General features: G+C 39.3%; 24 protein-coding genes and 1 pseudogene. 4 read left to right on the forward strand and 21 right to left on the reverse strand.

Annotated features, from left to right (window positions below; all coding sequences use genetic code 11):
• Positions 1 to 59: 59 nt before the first annotated feature.
• Positions 60 to 386, forward strand: coding sequence for a ribonuclease E inhibitor RraB (locus AAEU30_RS04600; RefSeq protein WP_421959510.1), 327 nt, complete (start codon positions 60 to 62; stop codon positions 384 to 386).
• Positions 387 to 420: 34 nt separating this feature from the next.
• On the opposite strand, the gene radD is transcribed toward AAEU30_RS04600, so the two are convergent.
• The 11 genes and pseudogenes from radD to AAEU30_RS04655 all read right to left on the reverse strand — a co-directional run.
• Positions 421 to 2,175, reverse strand: coding sequence for a DNA repair helicase RadD (radD, locus tag AAEU30_RS04605; protein WP_421959511.1), 1,755 nt, complete (start codon positions 2,173 to 2,175; stop codon positions 421 to 423).
• A gap of 64 nt (positions 2,176 to 2,239) precedes the next feature.
• On the reverse strand, positions 2,240 to 2,542 hold the full coding sequence (locus AAEU30_RS04610; RefSeq protein WP_421959512.1) for an H-NS family nucleoid-associated regulatory protein: 303 nt from the start codon (positions 2,540 to 2,542) through the stop codon (positions 2,240 to 2,242).
• A gap of 96 nt (positions 2,543 to 2,638) precedes the next feature.
• Entirely contained in the window at positions 2,639 to 3,229 is a 591-nt protein-coding gene (locus tag AAEU30_RS04615; RefSeq protein WP_421959513.1) for an Hpt domain-containing protein, read from the reverse strand.
• 452 nt (positions 3,230 to 3,681) lie between these two features.
• Entirely contained in the window at positions 3,682 to 4,290 is a 609-nt protein-coding gene (gene recR, locus AAEU30_RS04620) for a recombination mediator RecR (RefSeq protein WP_421959514.1), read from the reverse strand.
• Positions 4,291 to 4,298: 8 nt separating this feature from the next.
• Positions 4,299 to 4,625, reverse strand: a complete 327-nt coding sequence (locus AAEU30_RS04625; protein ID WP_004588122.1) for a YbaB/EbfC family nucleoid-associated protein — start codon at positions 4,623 to 4,625, stop codon at positions 4,299 to 4,301.
• A 58-nt stretch (positions 4,626 to 4,683) separates the two neighbouring features.
• The gene (gene dnaX / locus AAEU30_RS04630) at positions 4,684 to 7,128 is read right to left on the reverse strand and encodes a DNA polymerase III subunit gamma/tau (protein WP_421959515.1); all 2,445 of its coding nucleotides are present in this window, start codon (positions 7,126 to 7,128) and stop codon (positions 4,684 to 4,686) included.
• 4 nt (positions 7,129 to 7,132) lie between these two features.
• Positions 7,133 to 7,672, reverse strand: a complete 540-nt coding sequence (gene apt / locus AAEU30_RS04635; RefSeq protein WP_099297043.1) for an adenine phosphoribosyltransferase — start codon at positions 7,670 to 7,672, stop codon at positions 7,133 to 7,135.
• Between the two features lie 128 nt (positions 7,673 to 7,800).
• Entirely contained in the window at positions 7,801 to 7,923 is a 123-nt protein-coding gene (locus AAEU30_RS04640; RefSeq protein ID WP_254911145.1) for a hypothetical protein, read from the reverse strand.
• A 71-nt stretch (positions 7,924 to 7,994) separates the two neighbouring features.
• On the reverse strand, positions 7,995 to 8,744 hold the full coding sequence (locus tag AAEU30_RS04645; protein WP_421959516.1) for an HvfC family RiPP maturation protein: 750 nt from the start codon (positions 8,742 to 8,744) through the stop codon (positions 7,995 to 7,997).
• Between the two features lie 4 nt (positions 8,745 to 8,748).
• Complete coding sequence (locus tag AAEU30_RS04650; protein WP_498049582.1) at positions 8,749 to 9,600, reverse strand: HvfB family MNIO-type RiPP peptide maturase; 852 nt, start codon at positions 9,598 to 9,600, stop codon at positions 8,749 to 8,751.
• 81 nt (positions 9,601 to 9,681) lie between these two features.
• Positions 9,682 to 10,053, reverse strand: a pseudogene (locus AAEU30_RS04655) (HvfA family oxazolone/thioamide-modified RiPP metallophore); the annotation flags it as partial.
• Positions 10,054 to 10,233: 180 nt separating this feature from the next.
• Here AAEU30_RS04655 and AAEU30_RS04660 point away from each other — a divergent pair.
• Both AAEU30_RS04660 and AAEU30_RS04665 read left to right on the forward strand, forming a co-directional pair.
• Positions 10,234 to 11,190, forward strand: coding sequence for a tRNA-dihydrouridine synthase (locus tag AAEU30_RS04660; protein WP_421959517.1), 957 nt, complete (start codon positions 10,234 to 10,236; stop codon positions 11,188 to 11,190).
• A gap of 72 nt (positions 11,191 to 11,262) precedes the next feature.
• The gene (locus AAEU30_RS04665; RefSeq protein WP_421959518.1) at positions 11,263 to 11,604 is read left to right on the forward strand and encodes a TraR/DksA C4-type zinc finger protein; all 342 of its coding nucleotides are present in this window, start codon (positions 11,263 to 11,265) and stop codon (positions 11,602 to 11,604) included.
• 26 nt (positions 11,605 to 11,630) lie between these two features.
• On the opposite strand, the gene AAEU30_RS04670 is transcribed toward AAEU30_RS04665, so the two are convergent.
• From AAEU30_RS04670 to pyrC, 10 genes are all read right to left on the reverse strand, one after another.
• Positions 11,631 to 12,683, reverse strand: a complete 1,053-nt coding sequence (locus AAEU30_RS04670; protein WP_421959519.1) for a hypothetical protein — start codon at positions 12,681 to 12,683, stop codon at positions 11,631 to 11,633.
• Positions 12,684 to 12,792: 109 nt separating this feature from the next.
• A complete protein-coding gene (locus AAEU30_RS04675; protein WP_421959520.1) occupies positions 12,793 to 14,052 on the reverse strand; it encodes a tetratricopeptide repeat protein in 1,260 nt (419 codons plus the stop codon).
• Between the two features lie 10 nt (positions 14,053 to 14,062).
• Positions 14,063 to 14,680, reverse strand: a complete 618-nt coding sequence (locus AAEU30_RS04680; RefSeq protein ID WP_087531728.1) for an energy transducer TonB — start codon at positions 14,678 to 14,680, stop codon at positions 14,063 to 14,065.
• The gene (locus AAEU30_RS04685; protein WP_087531729.1) at positions 14,680 to 15,084 is read right to left on the reverse strand and encodes an ExbD/TolR family protein; all 405 of its coding nucleotides are present in this window, start codon (positions 15,082 to 15,084) and stop codon (positions 14,680 to 14,682) included. The genes AAEU30_RS04680 and AAEU30_RS04685 overlap by 1 nt, the downstream gene beginning before the upstream one ends.
• A gap of 14 nt (positions 15,085 to 15,098) precedes the next feature.
• On the reverse strand, positions 15,099 to 15,623 hold the full coding sequence (locus AAEU30_RS04690; RefSeq protein WP_087531730.1) for a MotA/TolQ/ExbB proton channel family protein: 525 nt from the start codon (positions 15,621 to 15,623) through the stop codon (positions 15,099 to 15,101).
• Complete coding sequence (locus tag AAEU30_RS04695) at positions 15,623 to 16,987, reverse strand: MotA/TolQ/ExbB proton channel family protein (RefSeq protein WP_421959521.1); 1,365 nt, start codon at positions 16,985 to 16,987, stop codon at positions 15,623 to 15,625. Before AAEU30_RS04695 ends, AAEU30_RS04690 begins: the two co-directional genes overlap by 1 nt.
• A gap of 6 nt (positions 16,988 to 16,993) precedes the next feature.
• On the reverse strand, positions 16,994 to 17,764 hold the full coding sequence (locus AAEU30_RS04700) for a DUF3450 domain-containing protein (RefSeq protein ID WP_087531732.1): 771 nt from the start codon (positions 17,762 to 17,764) through the stop codon (positions 16,994 to 16,996).
• Between the two features lie 448 nt (positions 17,765 to 18,212).
• Positions 18,213 to 18,836, reverse strand: coding sequence for a response regulator (locus AAEU30_RS04705; RefSeq protein WP_421959522.1), 624 nt, complete (start codon positions 18,834 to 18,836; stop codon positions 18,213 to 18,215).
• Between the two features lie 374 nt (positions 18,837 to 19,210).
• Positions 19,211 to 19,420, reverse strand: a complete 210-nt coding sequence (locus tag AAEU30_RS04710) for a cold-shock protein (RefSeq protein WP_016707789.1) — start codon at positions 19,418 to 19,420, stop codon at positions 19,211 to 19,213.
• Between the two features lie 311 nt (positions 19,421 to 19,731).
• Entirely contained in the window at positions 19,732 to 20,784 is a 1,053-nt protein-coding gene (pyrC, locus tag AAEU30_RS04715; protein WP_421959523.1) for a dihydroorotase, read from the reverse strand.
• Between the two features lie 220 nt (positions 20,785 to 21,004).
• On the opposite strand from pyrC, the gene AAEU30_RS04720 reads away from it, so the two are divergent.
• Complete coding sequence (locus AAEU30_RS04720) at positions 21,005 to 23,374, forward strand: EAL domain-containing protein (protein ID WP_421959524.1); 2,370 nt, start codon at positions 21,005 to 21,007, stop codon at positions 23,372 to 23,374.
• The last annotated feature ends 20 nt before the right edge of the window (positions 23,375 to 23,394 follow it).

Consider the following 23,394-nt stretch of genomic DNA (forward strand, 5'->3'; position numbering starts at 1 on the left):
TGCTTTATTTTGGTTACAATAGCGATAACGAATTTGAGATATTATTATAGAGTTTCTAAATGCAATTTCCTGATGACGACAATGGTCAATTACTAACTGAAATAGCTGATGCTGGTATTGATTTAGCACAAATGCACAAAATTGATTTCTACATTTTATTTGAACAAAAAATAGAAGCTGAAAAATTTGCTAACATAATTAGTGAAGACGAGCTAGCGCCAAGCACTGAGCTTGTACAATGTAAAGATACCGGTATTTGGGAAGTAGTCACACAAGTTCAAATGGTGCCAGATCACACCTTACTGGGTCAAACTGAGCAGTATTTAGAAAGCATCGCCAATGGTCATAATGGATATGGTGATGGTTGGGGCTTAGAAAGCGAATAAGCTTTATACCCAAATATTTAAACCAGTTAAGTATTTAGCGACTTAACTGGTTAGCTTTTCTAAAATTCCCCTGATAGTCAAATAATTTATCGGCCACTTTCCAGCCATACTTTTTATTTTTTCGCGCAATAACAAAATCAGGTGCAGTTAAATTAAGCTCATCTGCAATTACATCACTGGCCGTTTTATACTCAATAGGTGTTCGCCCTTGTGAAGTACGTATGCCAAACTGTTTATTAAATATATAACGGGCTCCCGGATGAGAAAAATCAAATATTTCATCACAACTAGCGCCATCTTCATCAAAATAGGTTAATTTAATAATATCACTATTAGAATTCAGTGCCTGCACACTCAAACCGCTGCAACGCAATACTAAGGCGTCTTTTAAATTTAACGCTGCGCGTAATTTGTCATCAGGATCTGCAAGGGTTGCATCACATGTTTGACATTGTCTTGCGGCAATATCATTCTGCGCTCCACATTGCTCACACTCTTTAAATCTAAAACGATAATCGCACTGCTCAGAACAGATATCTGATTCAAGTAACCCTTGGCAACGTCGGCCAAAATGCTCAATCACTTTGCCTTGGCTATCAGTTTTACCCCAAAAGATGTTAGCAAATCCGCAGCCGGGGCAAAGTACCTGAACTGGCTCGTTATCGCTTTGTGACTTTTTATTGCCAACTTCAGGATAAAATAAGTCAAACCCGTTACCTGCGTAATCTATCACCAAGCAATCACGTTTTCCTTCACTAAGACGTAGGCCTCGCCCAACAATTTGCTGGTACAGGCTAACAGATTCTGTTGGTCTTAAAATAGCAATAAAATCTACATGCGGTGCATCAAAGCCAGTTGTTAATACAGATACATTGATTAAAAATTTTATCTTTTTTTGCTTAAAAGCCGCTATAACAGCATCCCTCTGAGCTGCAGCTGTATCGCCTGTAATTAGGGCGCTTAGCTCTACAGGAAAATAACTTAAGATCTCTTGTGCATGTCTGACTGTTGCAGCAAAAACCATTACCCCTTGACGGCCTTCACTTAATTTTAAAATATCATTACAAATGGATTTTGTCGCTCGCGTATTTGCTTTTAATAATTTATTTATATCATCTTGATTATACCGACCAAACGAGTCACTTGTTAACGAGGAAAAGTCATAATGACTCAATGCCGCATCCACTTCTTTCGGTGGTGTTAAATACTGATTTTTAATCATATATCTTAGTGGGAGTTCGAATATACATGCTTTAAATGGGCTTTCATTACTACCTCGCACAAATCCATGATAATGCTTATGATATACCCAACCTATACCGAGCCTAAAAGGTGTCGCGGTCAAGCCTAATACTTTTAACCTTGGGTTAAATGACTTCAGTGCGGCAATTACTTTTGCATACTGGCTATTATTATCATCGCTAACACGATGACATTCATCAATAATCACTAGTGAATAGTGTTCATTTAATTCATCTAAATTTCGTGATAAAGACTGAATGCTAGCAAAGGTAACTTGGTGTGCTAAGGATTTTTGATTCAAACCTGCTGAAAATATACTCGCCTCAAGACCAAAGCTAGTATATTTTTCTGCGTTTTGCTCAACTAGCTCTTTAACGTGCGCTAACACCAAAATCTTTTGCTTTGCAATACGAGCGAGTTCAGCGATAACCAAACTTTTACCAGCACCTGTGGGTAAGACTATTAATGCGGCATCATCGGTTTTTCTAAAGTGGGAAACAGTACGCTCTACAGCCTCTTGCTGATAAGGCCTTAATATATAACTCATCAATACTACTTAAACAAAAAAGCCAATGACTTGATCATTGGCATATTAACGGGCATATTAGCTTTTATGCAAGATGCTTAGTTAGCTCTACACCTTGGAATGCTTTAGGGCGTTTACCACGTCCCGTCCACTCGACGATTTTGCCTTCAAATTCGATGCGATACTTTGGCATAACTTTGGTGCGTTTATCACCCGCTACATCCTGTAGATCATCTAACGTTAAGCCTTTTTCTCTTAATAAATCTAACACTTCCTGCTTAGCTTGTTGCTGCTGGGTATATTTAGCAATGGCATTTTCAATTAAAGCTTGTGCTTTTTCTAAATCAGTTAAACTTGCACTTTTAATAAATGATCTTATTTCTTTCATTCTTTTCTCACTACGTTGATAAGTTTAATTTAGATAATAGATTCAACTAAATTATAAGCGCATTTTTAAAATTAATCCAAGTCACTATTATATTATTTAATCAAGCCAAACTTTCACTGACCTATTCAACATTAAAAGCTCCCGGATTAATGTAAACATACTATTATTTATTTGTTTCGTATTTGATATACTCTCTTCGCAATTTTCAATTTTAATACGAAGATGGTCAATTTTTAACACCATGATAGAGCCCTTAATTTTATGTAACAACGCTTCACATTTATTTAAGTCTTTATGTTCAGCGGCTATTAAAAGGGCTGATAAATCAGCGTTTAGTGTATCGTAAAAAACGTTTGCCACAGCGATAGCGTCTTGCTCGCTACCAAAAATCGTAATCCAATAAGATAAACTTGTTTCATCTTCGGTATTTAATGTGCTCTGCGTAGTTTTAGACATGTGCCCTGCTCCTAATACTTCAACAACGGGTGTATCTTCAAAGCTAACACCACGTTGCTGTAAAAATAATTTTTGTTCTGGATCGGGCTGGTATTTACCTTGCAAGAAATAGCTAGTTACGCCCCAATCAGGGATCACTCCTGCTTGATGTAAAGACATTGCCCCCGTTGCAATAACACCTAAAGAACGATTACGTAACTCATAACCGTGGCAGTAAGGGCAATGTATCACTGTTTTGCCCCAACGCGCTTATGATTCCACATGTAAGCTTTAACATTGCGTAGATATAAAAACATAAACCGCCCCCTAATTTCGCTGACACAGGCTTAAATCCAATAGCAACGCTGCAACTTCCTCATTTTCATCAGACAGTTTTGGCGTATAGGGATAGCATGCTTCACTTATCATGAAAGTACGACAGGCTAAGGCAATACTCATTTTATTTGTGCTAACAACTTCATGTGCCAATGCTTTGCGTTCAGAAGCCTTTACTACTTTTTCTATTGCCTTCTGTGTTTACAATAAGAGAAAATTCTACATTTGGCTTCTATTATTTTTTGGGGGATTACCATGGGGCGCATCATTCGAACTTCAAGGAAAAAATAAAAAAGGTTTCTCAATAAGCAATAAAAAGCCCGCGCTCATAATTAACAAGCACGGGCTTTTTTAATTCAGTTATAAAGTTATTCTTGGCCAACTGCTTTTCGGCCAGAAAATGCATGCATTAAGGTCATGCCATCTAATAAATCAAGCTCTCCACCAACAGGAATACCGTGGGCTATACGTGATGCTTCCACTTTATAGCGATGACAAAGCTGGGCAATATAATGCGCGGTTGTTTCGCCTTCAACTGTTGGGTTAGTCGCTAAAATTACTTCATTAATGCCGCCTTGGCTTAATTTTTTTTCAAAAATATCAAGGCCAATTTCATTCGGGCCAATACCATCAATTGGTGATAAGTGTCCCATTAACACAAAGTATAAACCTTTATATTGCCCAGTCTGCTCAATAGCTAGTACATCAGTGGGTGATTCAACCACACATAAAATGCCGCTATCTTGACGTTTTGGGCTTAAACAGATTTCACATTGTGGTTGCTCAGAAAAAGTACGGCATGACTGACAATGCCCTACAGCAGTCATCGCTTTGGTCAGTGCATTACCAAGTTGCGTACCACCCTTACGGTCGCGCTCAAGTAAATGAAACGCGATACGCTGCGCTGACTTTGGGCCTATGCCCGGCTGACAGCGCAGTGCTTCAATGAGTTGGCTTAAACTTTGTGAAAGTTGCATCGATTACCTTAAAACGGCATTTTCATACCTGGTGGTAATTGCATACCGCCAGTTACTTTTCCCATGCGCTCTTGCGTTTCATCTGCTACACGGCGAACTGCGTCATTACACGCTGCGGCAAGTAAATCTTCAATCATGTCTTTGTCGTCTTCCATTAAGCTTTCATCAAGCTCAACGCGGCGTACATTGTGATTACCAAGCATGGTTACTTTTACCAGGCCTGCGCCGGCTTCACCAACTACTTCCATAGTAGCGATTTCGTCTTGGGCTTTTTGCATGCGCTCTTGCATTTGCTGCGCTTGCTTCATCATGTTACCCATTCCACCTTTAAACATAATTCTCTCTCTTTGTGTAATCTTTAATTGTCATGAAGATAAGGGCTATTGTAACTAATTACAATGCCTGAATACTGTTTTCGTCAATAATTGCTGAAAATAGCTGCTGAAATTGCACTATATTTTCATCTGAGGTAATCACATCAATTGCTTGCTGGTGACGCCCTACATCAATTTTTTGCTGTATTAAATACGGTGAGTCAATAACCCCTTGCGCAAAATTAATACTGAGTGTGACGTTATGCTCATAAATATTAGAAAGCGCTGCATCGAGCTTTTGTCTTAGCATTGGCGTATCGAGGTGCTTTTGAGACTCGTCCACGTCGATATGTAAATTGTTACCTTGTTTGGTAAAAATAGAATGCAACGCAAATTGGCGCATTCTACCGCCGAGCCCCATTCGCTTGATTAAATAAGCCCATTCATCTTGTTGATGAGCAAACCGGATCTCACTAATGGGACTTTGAAAGTCATCAGGTACTGGGATGCTAGGCTCTTGCGCAACTACTTCAGGCTTTTTTTGTGGGTTAATTTGCTCAAGTAGTTCAGGCGCCAAATTCTCAGTAATTGTTTGATGCTTTTCTTTAAAGTCTACTTTTTTTGGTGCGACTTGGTTATTTGAGCGCGTTTGGCTCCCCGTCTCTGGGAGCGCTGGCTTTTTTACGGTTTGGCCTGTGTCATCATTCGACCAAGGTGGCGCATCGTTAAACACAGGTTGCCGCTGTGCAGCTTGCTGTGACTCTGCCAATGGTGCTTGAGGCTCAGGTTTAGAGCTATTTTGCGCAGCATGCGTAACTTGTTGTTCAGTGGTTTGTGTACTTTTAATATTCGCACCAGACAACTTACCTGCGCCAGATATATTTCTATCACGTAGGATGCGCGCTATGGCTGATTGTGCTTGTGACTCTTGTTGTGCAATTGAGGTGTGCGGTGCTCTATTTTGGCTATTAACGTCAGGCTCAGCATGTGTTGTATGAGTATGCTCCTCAAAGCCTTGCTCTACAGCGCTGTTCATGATGTCATCAAACTGTGTCGCTAACGTCTGTTCAGCGTCGCTGTGCTGTTGATAGGCATCATCTTGACTTTGGCGTTGAGCGTGTTCATCACTGTGGGCAACTTCAGTATTTAGTGATGCTTGTGCAGAATCTACTTTTTCTACTGGTGATGCGTGTTCAACACCTTGTACCTTAGTGCTGTGCTGCTCTAATTGATTGTCCACTGTCGTTTTAGTATCAGGCTGCGTTTGATCAGCTGAATTAATATCACTGCTTAATGACTGCACATCACTATTTGTCTCGACACTTGGACTTTGCTGCACCGCTTTATTTTTATTAATAATATCGCGAAGTGCACTCGCTCGCCCTGCTTTGTTTTGTAGCGGTTGCACTGTGCTTGGTGGTGCTTGCGTAGACGAAGTACCTGCAGGCTCAAAAGCAAGTAACCTTAGCATAATCATTTCAAAACCAAGACGTGGCTCAGGCGCCCACTGCAAATCTTTTTTACCGTTAAGTAATAACTGATAATAAATTTGTATTTGTTGGCTGTCGCTTGCTTGCGCTACTTCCTGGATAAACTCAGCATTATTCTCATCTAACTTAGCTGCATCGGGCACTAGTTGAGTTAACTGAATAAGGTGTGTTAAGCCAATTAAATCATCTAGAAGAGCATTATATTGCGGGTTTTGACTTGCAACTTGTTCTATTTGGGTCAGTAATAAAGCCCCATCTTGAGCTAGTAACGCTGCTAACAAATGTTGACTGTAATGGTTATCCATTAAGCCCAACATGCTTTGCACTGACTGGTGTTGTATATTACCGTTGGTTTGGGCAATAGCTTGATCGGTCAAGCTAAGCGCATCGCGCATACTGCCATCAGCGGCTTTAGCTATAATTTGTAATGCTTGAGTTTCAAAACTCAATTGCTCCTCGCCCAACACGTACTCAAGTTGTTGCAAGATTTCAGATTGCGACAATGCATTAAGGTTGAACTGTAAACAACGCGATAAAATAGTCACCGGTAATTTTTGTGGATCAGTGGTCGCGAGTAAAAACTTTACGTGTTCTGGTGGCTCTTCTAATGTTTTTAATAACGCGTTGAAGCTGTGCTTAGAAAGCATATGCACTTCATCGATAAGGTAAACCTTATAACGGCCGCGCGTTGGTGCGTATTGCACGTTATCAAGGATTTCACGCGTATCTTCGACCTTTGTTCGCGACGCAGCATCTATTTCTAGCAGATCGATGTAGCGGCCAGATTCGATATCTTTACAACTACTACACTGACCACAAGGCTGAGAAGAAATTCCTTCGTCGCAATTTAAGCTTTTAGCGAATATACGCGCGATGGTGGTTTTACCCACTCCGCGAGTCCCAGTGAATAAATAAGCATGATGCAGTCGGTTTTGTGTTAACGCATTAACAAGCGCTTGTTTCACATGTGACTGACCGACCAATTCGTGAAAGGTCTGAGGACGCCATTTTCTCGCTAGGACTTGGTAACTCATTTAATTATTCGCCTTCGAATTCAACCAATTTAAGGATGTTAATCCCCATTTTCTCAATGCGTTGCTCACCACCTAATTCTGGTAACGAGACAACAAAGGCAGCATCAGTTGCATTGCCACCAAGCTTATTGACTAATTTTGCTGTTGCTTCAATCGTACCACCCGTAGCTAATAAGTCATCAACTAAAAGGACTTTATCGCCAGGTACTATCGCGTCTGTATGAAGCTCAAGCACATCTTCGCCATATTCAAGTTGGTAATCTTGAGAAATAACAGCACGAGGTAATTTACCCGGCTTACGTACAGGAATAAACGGGATGCCTAACGCGTATGAAAGTGGTGCACCAAAAATAAAGCCTCGCGACTCTGTACCAATAATTTTAGTAAACCCTTGGTCTTTATAGGCGTCTATGAATGCGTTGATTGTAGCTTGGAATGCAGCAGGGTCAGCCATTAACGTAGTTACATCGCGAAACATAATGCCGGCTTTAGGGTAATCTGCAATAGTGGTAATGCTGTCTTTAATAATAGAAGGAGTAGTCATAATTTAAGCTGTTTGATTGTTTATATTACAAAGCCAGCAATTATAACACTAGAAATATGGATTGTCGGTAAGAAGTTAACTAATTAAAATATAAGGCTGCAATAGCAGCCCATAACTTGATAAGCAAATTAAGAAACTGTAGTTATCCAGCCCAGAATTGCGTTCAAACAGCCAATTCCAACAAAAATTGCTAAAAATGCTAGGAAATACATTGCATTAAACGGGTCTTTAAAATCTTTATCTTCTGACATGGTACTACCTTTATTAAGCGCGACATTTTAAAGCGCACATAATAGTCCATGTAAAATAATCATTAAAGCCTTTAAGCTTGATTTTTTGTCACGATCACACCTTTGTTAGCCATCGCTTGTAGTGTTTGTTCAGCCCCAATACTAACTTGCTCATAACTAAACTGAGGTGCATGTTGAATAACCTGATGGCAAAGTTGATCAAAAGAAATCGCTGGTGATGCTTCTATCAATGATAACAAAAGTGCAGTCATCGGGTTAGTAGTCAAAAAATGTACTTCGTCATCAAAGTCTCTATAAACAACAAAGTAATTGGGTTGGCTGCTTGGTGTCACTGGTTGGTGATCAACACTTATTTGTTGAACAGCAAATTGATAGCTTAAATTACGTGCTGTTTGGCTAAAATACAAAGGCGTTACAGCCAGTGCTGTGTTTATTAAAATCTCATTGTCATCTTGTTGGCAAATAGACACATCAAGTTCAACCCATTCGTAATGCGCCAACTCAATCATGAAAACCGGATCGGTGGCTGTTTTTACATAGCCATGACTAAGGTAGTTAACAAATTCCCCTGCAATATCTAAAAAATAAGGTGATACACAATCATGTTCAACAAAAAATCGCCTTACTAAAATATTCCAATCATCATTTGAGTAAAGCGTTCTTAATACAGGAAAACCCGATGTAATAAAGCCTTCAATATTATTAAAAAATAAGTCACGGTAAATAGCCATACGACGCTCTTCAATCCCTTTTGGAGCAGGCTGGCTTGCAGATTGTCTAATGTGGGCCATAAAGGTATTTTGAATATCTTGAAAACTCATAATGTTAAGCTCGCTTTTGTTTACTTACACCGTGCTTAGCTTGCAACTGGGTAATAATATCAAGCTCATTGACTAGCACATCCATAGCTGGGATATTGAAGTCACGTTCTAATAGAGTAGGAAATACACCATGAAATTCATATGCTTTATCTAAAAGTTGCCAGACGGGATCAATTACATCTGCACCATGTGTATCAACAATCAAATCATCAGCCTCATTGTAATGCCCCGCCACGTGACCGTAGTCAACTCTCTCACAAGGTAACCCTTGTAAGAACTCAAGCGCATCATAGCCATGATTAACCGAGTTTACGTAAATGTTATTTACATCGAGCAAAAGTTTGCAATCAGCTTGGACTAGCACTTCGTTGGTAAATTCAAGTTCAGTTAATTCTTGGCCTGGCGCCGCATAGTATGAAACGTTTTCAATTGTGATTTGTTGCTCAAGAATGTCCTGTACTTGCTTAATTCTTGACACAACGTGCTTAACTGCTTGCTCAGTAAAAGGGATCGGCATTAAATCATACATATGACCTGTGCCAGAGCAGTAACTTAGGTGTTCGCTATAACGCTTGATACCATGGTCGATAAAAAAACTTTTTAACGCTTTAACAAAATCAATATCAAGGGGCGCGGGTGAACCAAGCGAGAGTGATAGGCCATGGCATACAAAATGATGGTTGTTGGTTAATGACTTAAATTGCTTTTGAAAACGCCCTCCTAATTTAAGCCAGTTTTCAGGGGCAACTTCCATAAAATCAATTTGCTTTGGAACGTGAACAAGTAACTCATCCAACATTTCTCGGCGTAAACCAAGCCCTACCATACCAAACTCATCTTTATCAGATACAACCATTACAACCCCTTTATGTAAAAGGGCCAAAATAGGCCCTTTCATAATTAAATAGAATCGTACCAATAACCAAGTTTAATGGCTACCACCACACTTGCCTTCACCGCATTTACCTTCTTTTTTAGTTTTTTTATCGCTTGATTTAGTATCACCACCGCATTTGCCTTCGCCGCATTTGCCTTCAGTTTTAGCTTTAGCATCCTTTGATTTTGCATCCCCACCACACTTGCCTTCACCGCACTTACCTTCAGTTTTCGCTTTGGCGTTTTTTGTCTTTGCATCACCACCACATTTTCCTTCACCACATTTCCCCTCAGTGGCATCTACTTGATAACCTGTAACGAGTTCTTGGTACTCAAAAGGATTGGCTTGTGCATTTGTTGATACTAAACTTGCACCAGTGATCACTACTGCACCTAATGTTAATGCGATTGAATTATTTTTTACTGTGTTCATAATCTAACTCTCTATTTTTACTCAACGGGTATACTTAATAGACCCAGCATAAAAGAATAACTTTCACAAAAGACGAAAATAATATTATTTTTTATTGTACACATAGAGCTATTAGTGATTTATCAATTTAAACGGACAAGGTAAACTACGCCACCATTTTTACAAATAAAGTTACACCCAATGAAATTAGTATTAGCACCAATGGAAGGCGTAGTCGATTTTAAAATGCGCCAATTACTTACCGATATTGGTGGCTTTGATTTGTGCGTAACTGAATTCGTCAGAGTAATTGATGCTTGCTTACCTGATAAAGTATTTAATCGCTACTGCCCTGAATTGCAAAATAATGGCTTTACTCGAGCCGGCACACCTGTACGTATCCAATTATTGGGTCAAGTTGCTGAGGCGCTGGCAGAAAATGCAGTTAGAGTCATTGAGCTGGGTTCCCATGGTGTAGATTTAAATTTTGGCTGCCCAGCAAAAACAGTAAACCGCAGTAAAGGCGGCGCAGTGCTTTTGAAAGATCCTGAACACATGTATGAAATAATTAAAGCTGTACGTGATGCTGTACCGATTCAACATCAAGTTAGTGCCAAGATTCGTTTAGGCTTTGACGATGACAGTAATAGCCAAGAAATCGTCGATGCTGTTGTTAGCGCAGGTGCTGATAGTATTGCTATCCATGCACGTACTAAACGTGATGGCTACAACCCACCGGCCTATTGGGAAAAAATCCCGCCACTAATCGAGGGTAAAGCGATTGATGTTGTTGCTAACGGTGAAATATGGCAAGTATCAGACGCATTGTTATGTCAGCAAAGAAGTGGCTGTACTGATCTTATGCTTGGACGAGGCGCACTTTCACATCCTGATTTGGCAAAAAAGATTAAAGCAACAATGAGTGGTGAGCAATATCAAGGCTTGCAATGGGAACACATTCTTTATCATATAATTCATTCATCGATGCATCACGACCCAACTAAAGATGAAAAATATTTTGCATCTCGTACTAAACAATGGCTCGGCTATTTGAAACGTGAGTATCAGCAAGCACATGCTTTATTTGATGAAATTAGACGCTTAAAAACCAAAGAAGACGTTGCTGATGTATTAAAGAAGTACGCAATCGCTCCCTAAATTGATACATATCATATTTCGTCTCACTGAATTTATGGATAATGCTTTCATTATTTAGTGAGGAAGCCAAACATGTATCAATCACAACAAACTTTAGCGCGTTTAAACAGTGAGCTTACCTTAAAACGTCAATCACTATTGACGGCTCTGACACAATCAAACAATCTAGCTCATCACTCACTTCTACTTACTCTTGAAACGAGCAACCCTGAGCATTGGCTAGAGTTGGCACAGAAGCAACTAGGCTCAGAATACAATGAACTCATACTACGTTTAGAAAAGTTAGAGGCCGCGATTTGTCAGATTGAAATAGGTCAGTATGGATATTGCTGTGATTGTGAAGAAAAAATTGATGCACAGCGCCTTTTAGCAGATCCTGCTAATCAACGCTGTAGAAATTGCGAACCAGACTAACATTCGTTCACCTGAATATAAGTTAATTAATCCGCTTTTAATAAACTTGCAAAAGAAAAACTAAACGCAGGATAAAAAACAATATCGTTTACTAAATATTCTGCAGTTTCTGATGATAGATTTAGTCTTTTTGATAAGTTAACCTTTGCTTGTTGTATCGTCCAAGCATGATAATGAATGCCTATATCGGTTTCCATCATTGCCAACCAAAAGTACTTTTCATCATTGGACATGTTTTGAAGAGCGCGTGATGCAGACAAAGGCAAGTTATAATAACCTTGTGACCAGTCAAACCCCGATACCATATCAAGCGATTTACTCTCAAGCCACTGCTCTAACACTGACTGGCGATGTTCTTGCTGTAATGTCAATGTAAACGGTATATTATCGATGTTTGCTAACTGTTTTTGAATTTTAACCAGCCACTTTAAAGGAGCATCGGTTTTACCCGCAAAGTAATTGAGCTTACTTTGATACCAAGGTGAGCCATTAGGTAAGCCATGCAAACCAACACTGCCTCTTGGTGTGTATTGCTGTAAATAGGTATTAAAGCTATTTAAAGACTTAGTTAAGCCTTCTGTTAAATCATCCCGACTTTTAAGCTCAGTCAAACGTAAGTGAAATTCTGCCAATTCTATTTTATTTAACTTAAGCTTGCTTTGTAAGCCTAATGAAAGCTGTTCGGCTGTAAAGTCAATCCAATCGGAAATTTGCTGCTGTGGCACATTATTATTTAGCATATTCTCAACCACATTTACCTGAGACGGCCATGGAAAGTAGCGTGCAGGAAAGCGCTCACTGATGCTTAAATAATCAGCTAATTGTTGGGTGTTTTCGTCCAACGTCAACGCTCTTAATGATTTATAAATAGTATGACGTTGTTCTAAATACTGCTCTGAAAAGGGTAGTTGAGCAAGCTTGATTACACTAACAGATATAGGTGTTTTATTCGGCTGAAGTAATACATTCTGTATTTTAATTTGCTGATCTATTTGCTCTATGCTCGAATATTTTAACTCGGGTTCACTGCAACCCCAGAGTAATAAAACCAATATGCTAACTGCTAGATTTTTAATCATTTTGTATCCAAGTGATGCTTATAAATTGAGAAACTGTATAATTTTATATGTTTATATTAGGTATAAAAAAAGCCCCATAGGGGCTTTTTAAACTGTAAAGCATTATAAATTAAATTTTAACACCGTTGCGAGCGGCTTTATCTTTAATATATGTAGACCAACCTTTCGCAAACTTACGTGTGCGAGGGTCATCCATAGCTTTAACAATAGCAGCATATGCTTGCTTATACTTTTCTTGATAGTAATAAGCTTCTGCTAAATCTGTGTATATAGTTCCTTTTTTATCAGAACCTAATTCCAGAGCTTTGTTCAAACGAACAACGGCAGAACTATAGTTTTGCGACTGAAGTAATAATGAACCCGCTTTACGATATAGTTCAGCGTCGTCATCAAACTTAGCGGCTTCTTCATAGAACTTAGCTGCTTTTTCAATATTTTTTGAGCGATGATAGTTACTTGCTACTGCGCTGACATTTTGTTTATTACGCTTCACAATCTTATCATTCATAGACTCTTCAAGGATTTTTGCAGCCTTGAAAGGAATTTCATTCAAAGAATAGAAGTTAGATAAAACTTTATAATCAACTTCAGCTTCAAAATAACCATTTTTGTAAGCTACTTCCATTGTCGCAAGACCTTTTTTATAGTCTTCCGTTTGAAGGTAGTACTTACCTAAGCTTACCCACGCTTTTTTATCGTCAGGCCAGATACGTACAATTTCTTCGCCAACTTTAACCATATTGTTATAGTCTTTAAGTTCAAAGTACGAACCTAATTTAAGTTGGTAAGGGCCTTTATTTGGCTCTTTTTGAAGTTTAATTGCTTTATCTGCCGGCTCAAAAACGTCACGGAATTGTTCTAACTGATAATTAGCTTGAGCAATACGGGTATAAACCGTTGCATCTTCTTCACCAGTAAAATCCATCCATCTAACGTAAGCTTCTTTAGCTTTTTTGAACTGCTCAGTACCAGCATACATATCACCTAATGTTTTTAAAGCTTGCTGTTGATCAGCGAAGTTTAAAACATCAGGGGCTACAGCTAATTCTAGGTGTTTAATCGCAGTTTTATACTGCTCTTTTTGACCATACATGCTACCTAGGTAGCGATTAACTGTTGCCTTGTCAAAGTCATCTGAAGGTTCAAGCTCTTTAAGCATTGCAATTGCTTCATCAAGCTTGTCTTCATTATACAAATCAAATGCTTTAACAACTTTTTTACCAGTGCGCTCACCCATGATTTTAGTTTTTGCTTTCTTACGCTCTTCAATCTTGGCGTAATCTGGCGCGGCTAAAACTGGTGCAGTAATCACTGCACCCGAGAGAGACATAAGTACCGCAAGTGCTGTTACTTTAGATAAATTTCTCATACTTGCCTCCTTAGTTGCCTTGGTTAAGTTTAAAGTCTAGCTGAACTTGTAAACCAACTTGCTTTTGTGGTTTACCGTCGATGATTTTAGGACGGTATTTCCACTTACGCAGTGCACGTTTAGCTTCTCTATCAAAAATACGTTTAGGGTCTGCGTCAATTACTTCAACGTCTGTAACCCCACCCAATTCATCGATTGAGAATGAAAGTTGTACCCAACCTTCTTTACCATCACGTGCCGCTTGTGTTGGATATTTTGGTTCAATACGAACGATAGGTGTCGCATCACCGTCACGTCCGAATGCACCTGGACCACTTAAGCCACCAGCCGAACTTCCCACATCGATGCTACCCATATTAAATGACATAGCACCCGGATTAGGGTTGTTGTTTTCCGGCTGAGGCGGCTGCGGTTTAGGCGGCTGCTTTGGCGGTGGTGGAGGCGGAGGCGGAACACGCTTCCTCTCCTGCACCTTAGATTCAGGCGGATTCGTCATAATTTCGACTACGATTTGTTCTTTTTGCTCCGTGTTACGGTCAGCCCCACCAGAGATGAGGAAGGCCATGAAGTAGAACAAGCCGAAAGTAACTGCCCCACCTGCAATCAGTGAAAACAGAAAACGAATCATTACTGATCTCCAGCTATTGAAATTCTCAGGTTATCACCCGTCGCTTTGATCTGGTCCATAACTTTAACCACAGTGCCATGTTTTGCATCTTTGTCAGCCTGCAAAATTACAACGTCTGTAGGTTGTTCTGCTAATAAACTTTCGATCTTTGCTGAAACACGTTCAACATCAACTTGTTGTTTATCAATCCAGATCTCGCCGTTGTCACGAATAGCAATGAAAATGTTAGCATTTTTTTGCTTCGTAGCTTGGGCCGCTTTTGGTTTATTGACCTCGATACCAGCCTCTTTAACGAACGATGTAGTTACGATAAAGAAAATAAGCATGATAAATACGATGTCAAGCATCGGCGTCATATCTACCGCTGCTTCTTCTTCTTCACGAAAACGTTGTTTACGTGCCATATTTAATTCTCTCTCTAGTGATGAGGCATGCTATCTATAAGTTTGGCTTTCACCATTCTCGCTCTTGCCTCAAGGCGTGAGCTAAAGAAAACTCCAGATAGTGCCGCAACCATTCCAGCCATTGTTGGGATTGTTGCCATTGAAATACCAGATGCCATTAAACGTGCGTTACCAGTACCTTGGGTAGCCATGGTTTCGAAAACCGATATCATACCCGTTACTGTACCCAGTAAGCCGATTAAAGGACAAATAGCTACTAATGTTTTAATCAACAACATACGCTGATCTAATTTTTCAGACGCTTCAGAAATCCATGCTTCACGGATTCTGTGTGCGTACCAAGACGTAGTGTCTTGGCGGGCATCCCACTTTCCTACAATTTCCTTCGTCATACGAGGAAACTCAGAAAGTAAGAACCAATAGCGCTCAATCATTAAAACCCACATAAGAAAGAGTGCTATCGCGACCACGTATAATACCTGGCCGCCTGTGCCAACAAAATCCCTGATAGATTCCCAGATCTCCATCAGGACTAGCATTAGGCTTTCTCCTTCTCCGCGTGAGTAGCAACGATACCCGCGCTTTGCTCATCAAGGATGTGTAATACCGACTTACTGCGACCCGCTACAACAGCGTGAAGAAGGATAAGTGGTAATGCAGCAATTAGACCTAGCGCAGTAGTTACAAGTGCTAGAGAGATGTTACCTGCCATGATCTTCGGATCACCTGTACCAAACAATGTGATTGTTTGGAACGTTAAGATCATACCGATTACCGTACCTAGTAGACCAAGTAGTGGCGCGATTGCAGCAAGGATTTTGATGATGTTGATACCAGCTTCGATGCGAGGCGTTTCACGAAGAATCGCTTCGTCAAGCTTAAGCTCAAGATTTTCAACGTCTTGGTTTTTGTTCTCTTGATACACTTTAAGGATACGACCCAGTGGGTTGTTACCGTTTGGTGTAGACACATTTTTAAGTTGGCTCTTGATTTTGCTCGTAGTGATAGTTAAATCAACAAAACGAACTAAGAAGATTAATAGACCAAATGCTAATAAAGCAGTGATGATATAACCAACTACGTCACCTTGATGGTAATATTCCATCAGTGACTTTTTCTGTGTATTGATACGTAAGATAGCACCACGTGTAGGATCCACGTATACGCCTGCATAGCTATCAGCAGATGTAGCAGCTAAATCATCAATACCAGCAAGGATGAAACCGTCTGGTTGCTTACCTAGTGGCTGAATAGACTTAGTCTCAGGTGAATAGATTAGGTAACCGTCGTCTGTAACTAAGTTAAAGTTACCGATACGCGTTACTTTCTTCACAGAAGAGTTACCGTCAAGACCTGCAACTTCAGTTTCAAATGTAGAAACTTTAGCTGACTCAGTCATTTCAGTTTGTAGTGCAATCCAAAGCTCTTCTAGTTCACGAACTGTAGGAAGCTCTTTAGCTGCTGCTAGTGAACGTAAGATTTCAGCACGACCTGGCTTTTCAGCAGATACAAGTGACGCTTCGATTGAACCGATTGCATCTTGAGCTGCACGACGTACAACACCAAACATCTCACCTAACGTACCTTGAGCGTTTTGAAGAGCTTGCTCTTTTTCCGCTAAAGTATTTTCGTTTTGTGCGTATTGCTTAGTTAAGTTATCACCGCGAGTTTTCTCAGCAGATAGCTGGCTTTTCGCTTTATTAAGTAACGCTTGCTTATCAGCACGAGCAGAAAGGAACTCTTGCTCACGTTGCTTATTGATTTTGCCTTCAGAGATACGCTCTTGCTTTACTTGCTCTAGGATTTTATCTAAAGCATCAGTATTTGCATGTGCATTTAACGCGGTACCTGCAGAAACAGACAGTACTGCTGCAACAGCAAAACCTTTAAATAGTTTCTTCATTATTGATTACTCCGCGCCAAAGATAGGTAGTTTAACAAGTTCTAATGTCGCTTGCTTACGCGCCATACGAATAACTTCTTTAACAGGTTTTAGGTATTCTTCACCTAATTCTTTCCACTGCTTAGTGTTGTTATCCCAAACCCACGCATGCTTTAAGTCGAAAGACTGTGCAACATAAGTGATACGACCTAGTTGGCCGAAATCAACATTGATGCTCTTACCATCGATTTCAAGCGTACCTTGAGAAGCCGCAACTAATGAGCTGTAAGCAGCTTCAATAGTGTATGACTCTAGTACTTGACGGAATTTCTCTGAAGTTGTTACAGAAGAAGAAACCATTGTTTCACGTAATCTCTCAACACGCGCTAAACGAGTGTCAATGTTAAACGGAACGTCCGCTTTGATGAATTGCTCAAGCGTATCGATCATGCGATACATCAAAGGCACAACGTTTTGTTTAGTGTTGTCGATAGTCGCAATCTGGCGATCAAACGATTCGATTTGTGCATTTTGGTCTGCGACCAAACGTGCAACGTGATCGTTGTATACTTTCAAAAGCTCAGTTTCATCAACAATGCCACGGTACTCAGCGATAAGCTCTTGAGTTTGACCGTATACGTTGTCAATTTTAGTTTGAGACTTAACCGCAGCCGTTTGAATTTGTTGACCTGCTTTTTGCACGTCATTCAAAGGATCTGCAATCACATTGCTGCTTGCGAATGCAAAAGCGCCAACCAACGCAGTTGCTACAAGACTCTTTCTGATTTTAACAGACATAGTTCCCAACCAATTAAGTAATGTTACTTTTATAATTTAATTACCTCCCGAGGGAGACAACCCTGATATCTTTTAATAGATATCAACCCTCCAATAATGCTAAATGCAATGCACGCTGTCAACTTGATGTTTATAATAAAACGTAAATAAATAACAAATAAGAATAGAAACTAAATTCAAAAAAACAGAGGGTTAACACAAATGTAACATTGATGAATGACGGCTTTATGCAAACCCCACTAGTACTAACGGTTTTATAGGTAAACCTTAAATAAAAAACATAAATGTAACATTTTGTGATGAACTAGAAATGGTGAGAAAAACTTCAAAAAAAATTCAATTTAGAGTAATCATTCAGTAATAAAGCGTATTTATTCAGCTAACTTTATAAAAAAAGCAACTGATCCCCGCATAAAATTACACTTTTTACTTAAACGTGAATTGATATTTACAGTTTATTTGAATAAGGATCGTTATTTACCAACTTAGCAAGCGAGATCACAGAGTCTACTCCAAGTTTTTCGAATATTTTGGTTTTATACGTACTGACCGTTTTATTGCTGATGAACAACTTTTCGCCAATATCCTTATTAGAAAGCCCCTCAACCAGGTAACTCATCACTGTCAGTTCCCTGTCCGTTAAAATTTGGTCAATGTCTTTCTCATTAATGAGTAAATCGTCTTGGTGGAAAAACGTAAATCCTCTCAAGATAAGTTCAACTGCAGACGTTATATCTTCTAAACTCTCGGCTTTATTTATAAATCCCTGCGCACCCAGCTTAGCTGCGGTTCTTATAATGTGCTTATCTTGTTTTGCAGAAAGAAACAGTACCTTTCCTTTGTATCCCTCGAGTAAAGCACGCTTAAAAAGGCTAAAACCATCAGACTCCTCAAGTTCAATATCAAGAATGAGAAGCTCACAGCGATAACTTTTTATATGATCTAGTGCTGACTTTTGATCTGCTACTGCATAGATGTCATTAACGAAAGGTGATTTGCTCAATGCTGTTTTAATAGCAGCACAAACCATTGGGTGATCATCAACAATTAGTACATCATTTGTCGTATTCATTCAGTAATAAACCTTTGCTTAATATATTTTTATTAGCTTAGCCTAGTGTAAACCATGATTAAGAATAGTTCCTTCTTGTATTAATGAGCTTATGTTGATTGCTACACACTAAAATTGGATAGTAAATATTAGTACCTAAATAGCAATGAATAATAGTTATGAATTAAATGCTCAATACAACTATTCTAATTTCTTGGCTTATATGAGATTAATAGAATACCTAATTTATTTCGTTTGATACAGAAATAAACAATGTAGTCGAATTTTTTAGAAATAAGATGTGGTAAAAATGAAAAAGTAGAATACAAAAGGGGAAATTATGGTGAAACAGGAGCCTGTTTCACCAAGATGAACTTAGGTTCACATAATTAAAATTATGCTACTTCTACGTTCTCAGCTTCAGGGCCTTTTTGACCTTGCTTGATGCCGAAAGACACTTGTTGGCCTTCGCTTAGAGTGCGAAAACCTGAGCCTGTAATAGCGCTGAAATGTACGAATACGTCAGGACCATTTTCTTGTTCAATAAAACCAAAGCCTTTAGCTTCGTTGAAGAACTTAACTTTACCAGTAACCGTGTTTGACATACTAAATTTTCCTGTAAGTCAATAATTAAAATTCAGCCAGATTGGCTATATCCTCCCTGAGTGAATGCCCAAAAATCTTTGGGGTATAGTACAGGAAGAAGCAAAACCATTAACCGGTAACCTTACACGCCGCACAATATCCGTAAATTCTATACGCAAAAACTCAAAGCAAGATAAGGTTAACACAATAAAATCGTTTTAGCTCTATTAATTAAAAAATATTTTATAAGCCGTATATCAAAAGGTGAAATACGGCTTAACTGATTAATTTTAAGACTAAAAAATGCACCTATGGCTTAAATTACAGTTAATTATTTTACTTGCCAGTCAATAACAGACTCAGCTTTAATTGGCACAACATGATCGCCGCCTAATGGGTAGCTTGCAGGAACTGTCCAAGGCTGTTTAATTAAAGTGACTGTGTCTGTATTTCTTGCTAGGCCATAAAAATCAGGTCCAAAGTGGCTAGCAAACCCTTCAAGTTTATCTAACGCACCCGCGTCCTCAAACGCCTCAGCGTAAAGCTCAAGGGCCGCATGAGCAGTGTAAGCACCGGCACAGCCGCATGCAGCTTCTTTTTTATCTTTGTAATGTGGTGCAGAGTCAGTGCCTAAAAAGAACTTCTTACTGCCACTGGTCGCCGCTTCAATTAACGCTTGCTGATGCGTATTACGCTTTAAAATAGGTAAGCAATAGTAATGAGGGCGAATCCCCCCTACTAACATATGATTACGGTTATACAATAAATGATGGGCTGTAATGGTCGCAGCCACATTATCAGACGCATTATTAACAAAATCCACCGCATCTTTTGTGGTGATATGCTCAAGCACAATTTTTAAATCCGGAAAATCTTTTACAACGTCGCCCATGATAGTGTCTAAAAACACTTTTTCCCGATCAAAAATATCAATCGATGAATCAGTTACTTCACCGTGAATAAGCAACAACATGCCAACTTCTTGCATTGCTTCAAGTACCGGGTAAATATTCTTCATTGAAGTAACGCCAGAATCGGAGTTCGTTGTTGCACCTGCAGGGTATACTTTAGCAGCCACTATTTGGCCTGTAGCATACGCTTTTTTTATCTCTTCAGGGGCGGTATTGTCTGTCAAATAAAGTACCATTAATGGCTCAAAGTTACCTTGCGGACCGGCTGCCATGATACGCTCGCGATACGCTAACGCAGAATCAGTGCACACTGCTGGCGGAACCAGGTTAGGCATGATAATCGCACGTCCCATGTAACGGCTAATATCGCGTACTGTATCTGGTAGCTGAGCACCGTCACGTAAATGTACGTGCCAATCATCTGGACGAGTTAGGGTTAATGTAGGTGTATTTTGAATTTCTTGCTTAGACATTACTTTGTTCCACGGCTGAATTTAGTTGATCATAGGCATATGGCTAACCCGAGTAAAGTATTATCGAAAGTAAAAATTGATATTTATCGGCAATTTTAGTGTGGATTAGTTTTTACAGTCACAGCAAGTAATTTTGACTGATTTCTTTGTACCTTGGTTAATATTAAGTTAACGTGGTACATATAATTATGATGACGAAGCAGTTTCCTGACTAATTTCTATGTCAAATATAGTAGATATTCCCACAGCGCTTGAGCTCAAAACAGAGCAATTAAGTATTATTAACCAATTTTCATCAAGCTTATTACAGCTTGATGAACTTGATGAGTTGTTCGAATACGTAACAACTCAGGTAGTTAAGCGTTTAGGTTTTGTCGATTGCGTTATCTATTTAGCCGACCATAGTCAAAACACTTTAAATGAAGTCGCCGCTATGGGCGTGTCAGCTATCGCCACCGACTATTACATTGAACGCAATACAATACCGTTTAATCAAGGTATTACTGGCTATGTAGCAACAACGGGCCAAGCAGTTATTATTGGTGATGTCAGTGCTGATGTGCGTTATATTGCTGATGCCCGCCCTGCCATGTCTGAGCTATGCGTGCCACTTATTTATAAAAATAAAGTACTAGGGGTTATTGACTGCGAACACCCAAAGCGTAATTATTTTACCGATGCACACCTAGAAATACTCACCACTGTCGCGCACCTTTTAAGCGCCAAAATTAACCAAGTACGTACAGTTAATAATTTACAAAAAACAGTTAATCAGCTTAATGATGCTCAAAAATTAGAAGCAACCCTCTTACAAATAGCGAACTTAACTTATCAAGCAAATGACCTAGATGCTTTTTTAGAATCGCTGCATAACATCATGACTAATTTGCTGCGAACAGATAACTTTTTGGTCGGATTGTATGATAAGAATGTCGATATACTCGAAATTGTTTACATTATCGAAGAAGGAGTTCGCTCTAACGCTCATAAAAAGATTTCAAAACAACAGTTGAAGCATACTGCGTCATATTATTTACTTACCGCTGAACAATCTTTGTTATTAGACAAATCTGAATATCAACAGCATATTGATGCTGGGCATTTCAAAATGGTTGGTAGGCCGTCAGAATCATGGCTAGGTGTGCCTTTTACTGTAAATGATCATACAACGGGAGTTATTGTCGTACAGAGCTATCAGGAGCAATATCACTACAGTGAGCATGATAGAGATATATTAACCTATGTTAGTCGTCAAATTAGTATGGCGATTGACAGGCAGCTATCGCGGCAAGCGCTAGAATATAGAGCCCTGCACGATGAACTAACAGGTCTAGCTAATCGCTCACTGCTTATTGAACAAATGCAACATGCTATTTTACGACTCGCACGTGCACCAAAAAAAGTCAGTCACTGCTTGCTTTACTTAGACTTTGATCGCTTTAAAAGTATTAATGACTCATTGGGACACGAAGTGGGCGATCATTTCCTAGTTTCTATTTGTAAGGCAATTAAAAGCACTATTCGTAACACAGATACATTTGCTCGCTTAGGAGGAGATGAATTTGCAATTTTTATGGAGAATATTAGCCATAAAAACCAAGTAAACGAAGCACTCAAAAGAATTGCGACTGCTCTTAATGCGCCACTTAATATCGATGGTCACTTATTACAAGCATCAACCAGTATTGGCGTCGCATTCACTCATAGTCATGAAGACAAAGCTTATAAATTATTACAGCACGCCGACGCCGCTATGTATGAAGCTAAGTCATCTGGCCGAGGACAAGTGAAATTTTTCAATGGCACTATGCGTAAAAAGTTAAAAACCCATGCTGATATTGAAAATGACTTGCAGCATGGTATCGAGCACGATGATTTTGAGCTTTACTACCAACCCATTTTTTCAATACAAACAAGTGAAGTTGTCGGTTTTGAAGCACTTGTACGCTGGCATCACCCTAACAAAGGGTTTGTGCCACCAAACGACTTTATTCCTGTAGCTGAACATACAGGGCAAATAATAAACCTAGACCTACACTTGCTCAATCTTGCAGCGAAACAAATTGCCGCTTGGACTAAGCAAGACAAACGCTTTTTGCGCATCACCGTTAATGTTTCATCTAGGCACTTTGCGAGCCTCGATTTTGTTTCACAAATTCATAGCCTTTATAATAAATACCAGCTTCCATTGGGCTCTCTGTGTTTAGAAATAACAGAGTCTGGCTTGATTGAAAACCTTGAGCTGGCAACTGAAATTATTGAAGGCTTAGCGCCTTTGAAAGTGAAATTATGTTTGGATGATTTTGGCACAGGTTACTCTGCATTAGGTTATCTACACCAGTTACCTATCCATGTGCTAAAGATAGACAAAAGCTTCATAGATAATCTACAAGATAGCGCCAACCCATTGGTCGATGCTATCTTATCGCTTGCCAGTTCTCTTGAATTAGATGTAGTTGCCGAAGGTATTGAAACTCAAGCACAGCTTTCAATTTTACAAAATACACAATGTAATTTTGGCCAAGGCTTTTTAAAATCTAAGCCTTTACCAGCAAATGAAGCTATCAAACTTATTGACGCGCCGCTTTAAACTATACAGCCAATACTAAG

The organism is Pseudoalteromonas mucoides, assembly GCF_049257175.1.
Classification (GTDB): Bacteria; Pseudomonadota; Gammaproteobacteria; order Enterobacterales; family Alteromonadaceae; genus Pseudoalteromonas.

Coding starts and splice junctions, on each gene's coding strand:
- AAEU30_RS04600 (WP_421959510.1), top strand. CDS start 60: ATGCAATTTCCTGATGACGACAATGGTCAATTACTAACTGAAATAGCT.
- radD (WP_421959511.1), bottom strand. CDS start 2,175: ATGAGTTATATATTAAGGCCTTATCAGCAAGAGGCTGTAGAGCGTACT.
- AAEU30_RS04610 (WP_421959512.1), bottom strand. CDS start 2,542: ATGAAAGAAATAAGATCATTTATTAAAAGTGCAAGTTTAACTGATTTA.
- recR (WP_421959514.1), bottom strand. CDS start 4,290: ATGCAACTTTCACAAAGTTTAAGCCAACTCATTGAAGCACTGCGCTGT.
- AAEU30_RS04625 (WP_004588122.1), bottom strand. CDS start 4,625: ATGTTTAAAGGTGGAATGGGTAACATGATGAAGCAAGCGCAGCAAATG.
- dnaX (WP_421959515.1), bottom strand. CDS start 7,128: ATGAGTTACCAAGTCCTAGCGAGAAAATGGCGTCCTCAGACCTTTCAC.
- apt (WP_099297043.1), bottom strand. CDS start 7,672: ATGACTACTCCTTCTATTATTAAAGACAGCATTACCACTATTGCAGAT.
- AAEU30_RS04640 (WP_254911145.1), bottom strand. CDS start 7,923: ATGTCAGAAGATAAAGATTTTAAAGACCCGTTTAATGCAATGTATTTC.
- AAEU30_RS04645 (WP_421959516.1), bottom strand. CDS start 8,744: ATGAGTTTTCAAGATATTCAAAATACCTTTATGGCCCACATTAGACAA.
- AAEU30_RS04650 (WP_498049582.1), bottom strand. CDS start 9,600: ATGGTTGTATCTGATAAAGATGAGTTTGGTATGGTAGGGCTTGGTTTA.
- AAEU30_RS04660 (WP_421959517.1), top strand. CDS start 10,234: ATGAAATTAGTATTAGCACCAATGGAAGGCGTAGTCGATTTTAAAATG.
- AAEU30_RS04665 (WP_421959518.1), top strand. CDS start 11,263: ATGTATCAATCACAACAAACTTTAGCGCGTTTAAACAGTGAGCTTACC.
- AAEU30_RS04670 (WP_421959519.1), bottom strand. CDS start 12,683: ATGATTAAAAATCTAGCAGTTAGCATATTGGTTTTATTACTCTGGGGT.
- AAEU30_RS04675 (WP_421959520.1), bottom strand. CDS start 14,052: ATGAGAAATTTATCTAAAGTAACAGCACTTGCGGTACTTATGTCTCTC.
- AAEU30_RS04680 (WP_087531728.1), bottom strand. CDS start 14,680: ATGATTCGTTTTCTGTTTTCACTGATTGCAGGTGGGGCAGTTACTTTC.
- AAEU30_RS04685 (WP_087531729.1), bottom strand. CDS start 15,084: ATGGCACGTAAACAACGTTTTCGTGAAGAAGAAGAAGCAGCGGTAGAT.
- AAEU30_RS04690 (WP_087531730.1), bottom strand. CDS start 15,623: ATGCTAGTCCTGATGGAGATCTGGGAATCTATCAGGGATTTTGTTGGC.
- AAEU30_RS04695 (WP_421959521.1), bottom strand. CDS start 16,987: ATGAAGAAACTATTTAAAGGTTTTGCTGTTGCAGCAGTACTGTCTGTT.
- AAEU30_RS04700 (WP_087531732.1), bottom strand. CDS start 17,764: ATGTCTGTTAAAATCAGAAAGAGTCTTGTAGCAACTGCGTTGGTTGGC.
- AAEU30_RS04705 (WP_421959522.1), bottom strand. CDS start 18,836: ATGAATACGACAAATGATGTACTAATTGTTGATGATCACCCAATGGTT.
- AAEU30_RS04710 (WP_016707789.1), bottom strand. CDS start 19,420: ATGTCAAACACGGTTACTGGTAAAGTTAAGTTCTTCAACGAAGCTAAA.
- pyrC (WP_421959523.1), bottom strand. CDS start 20,784: ATGTCTAAGCAAGAAATTCAAAATACACCTACATTAACCCTAACTCGT.
- AAEU30_RS04720 (WP_421959524.1), top strand. CDS start 21,005: ATGTCAAATATAGTAGATATTCCCACAGCGCTTGAGCTCAAAACAGAG.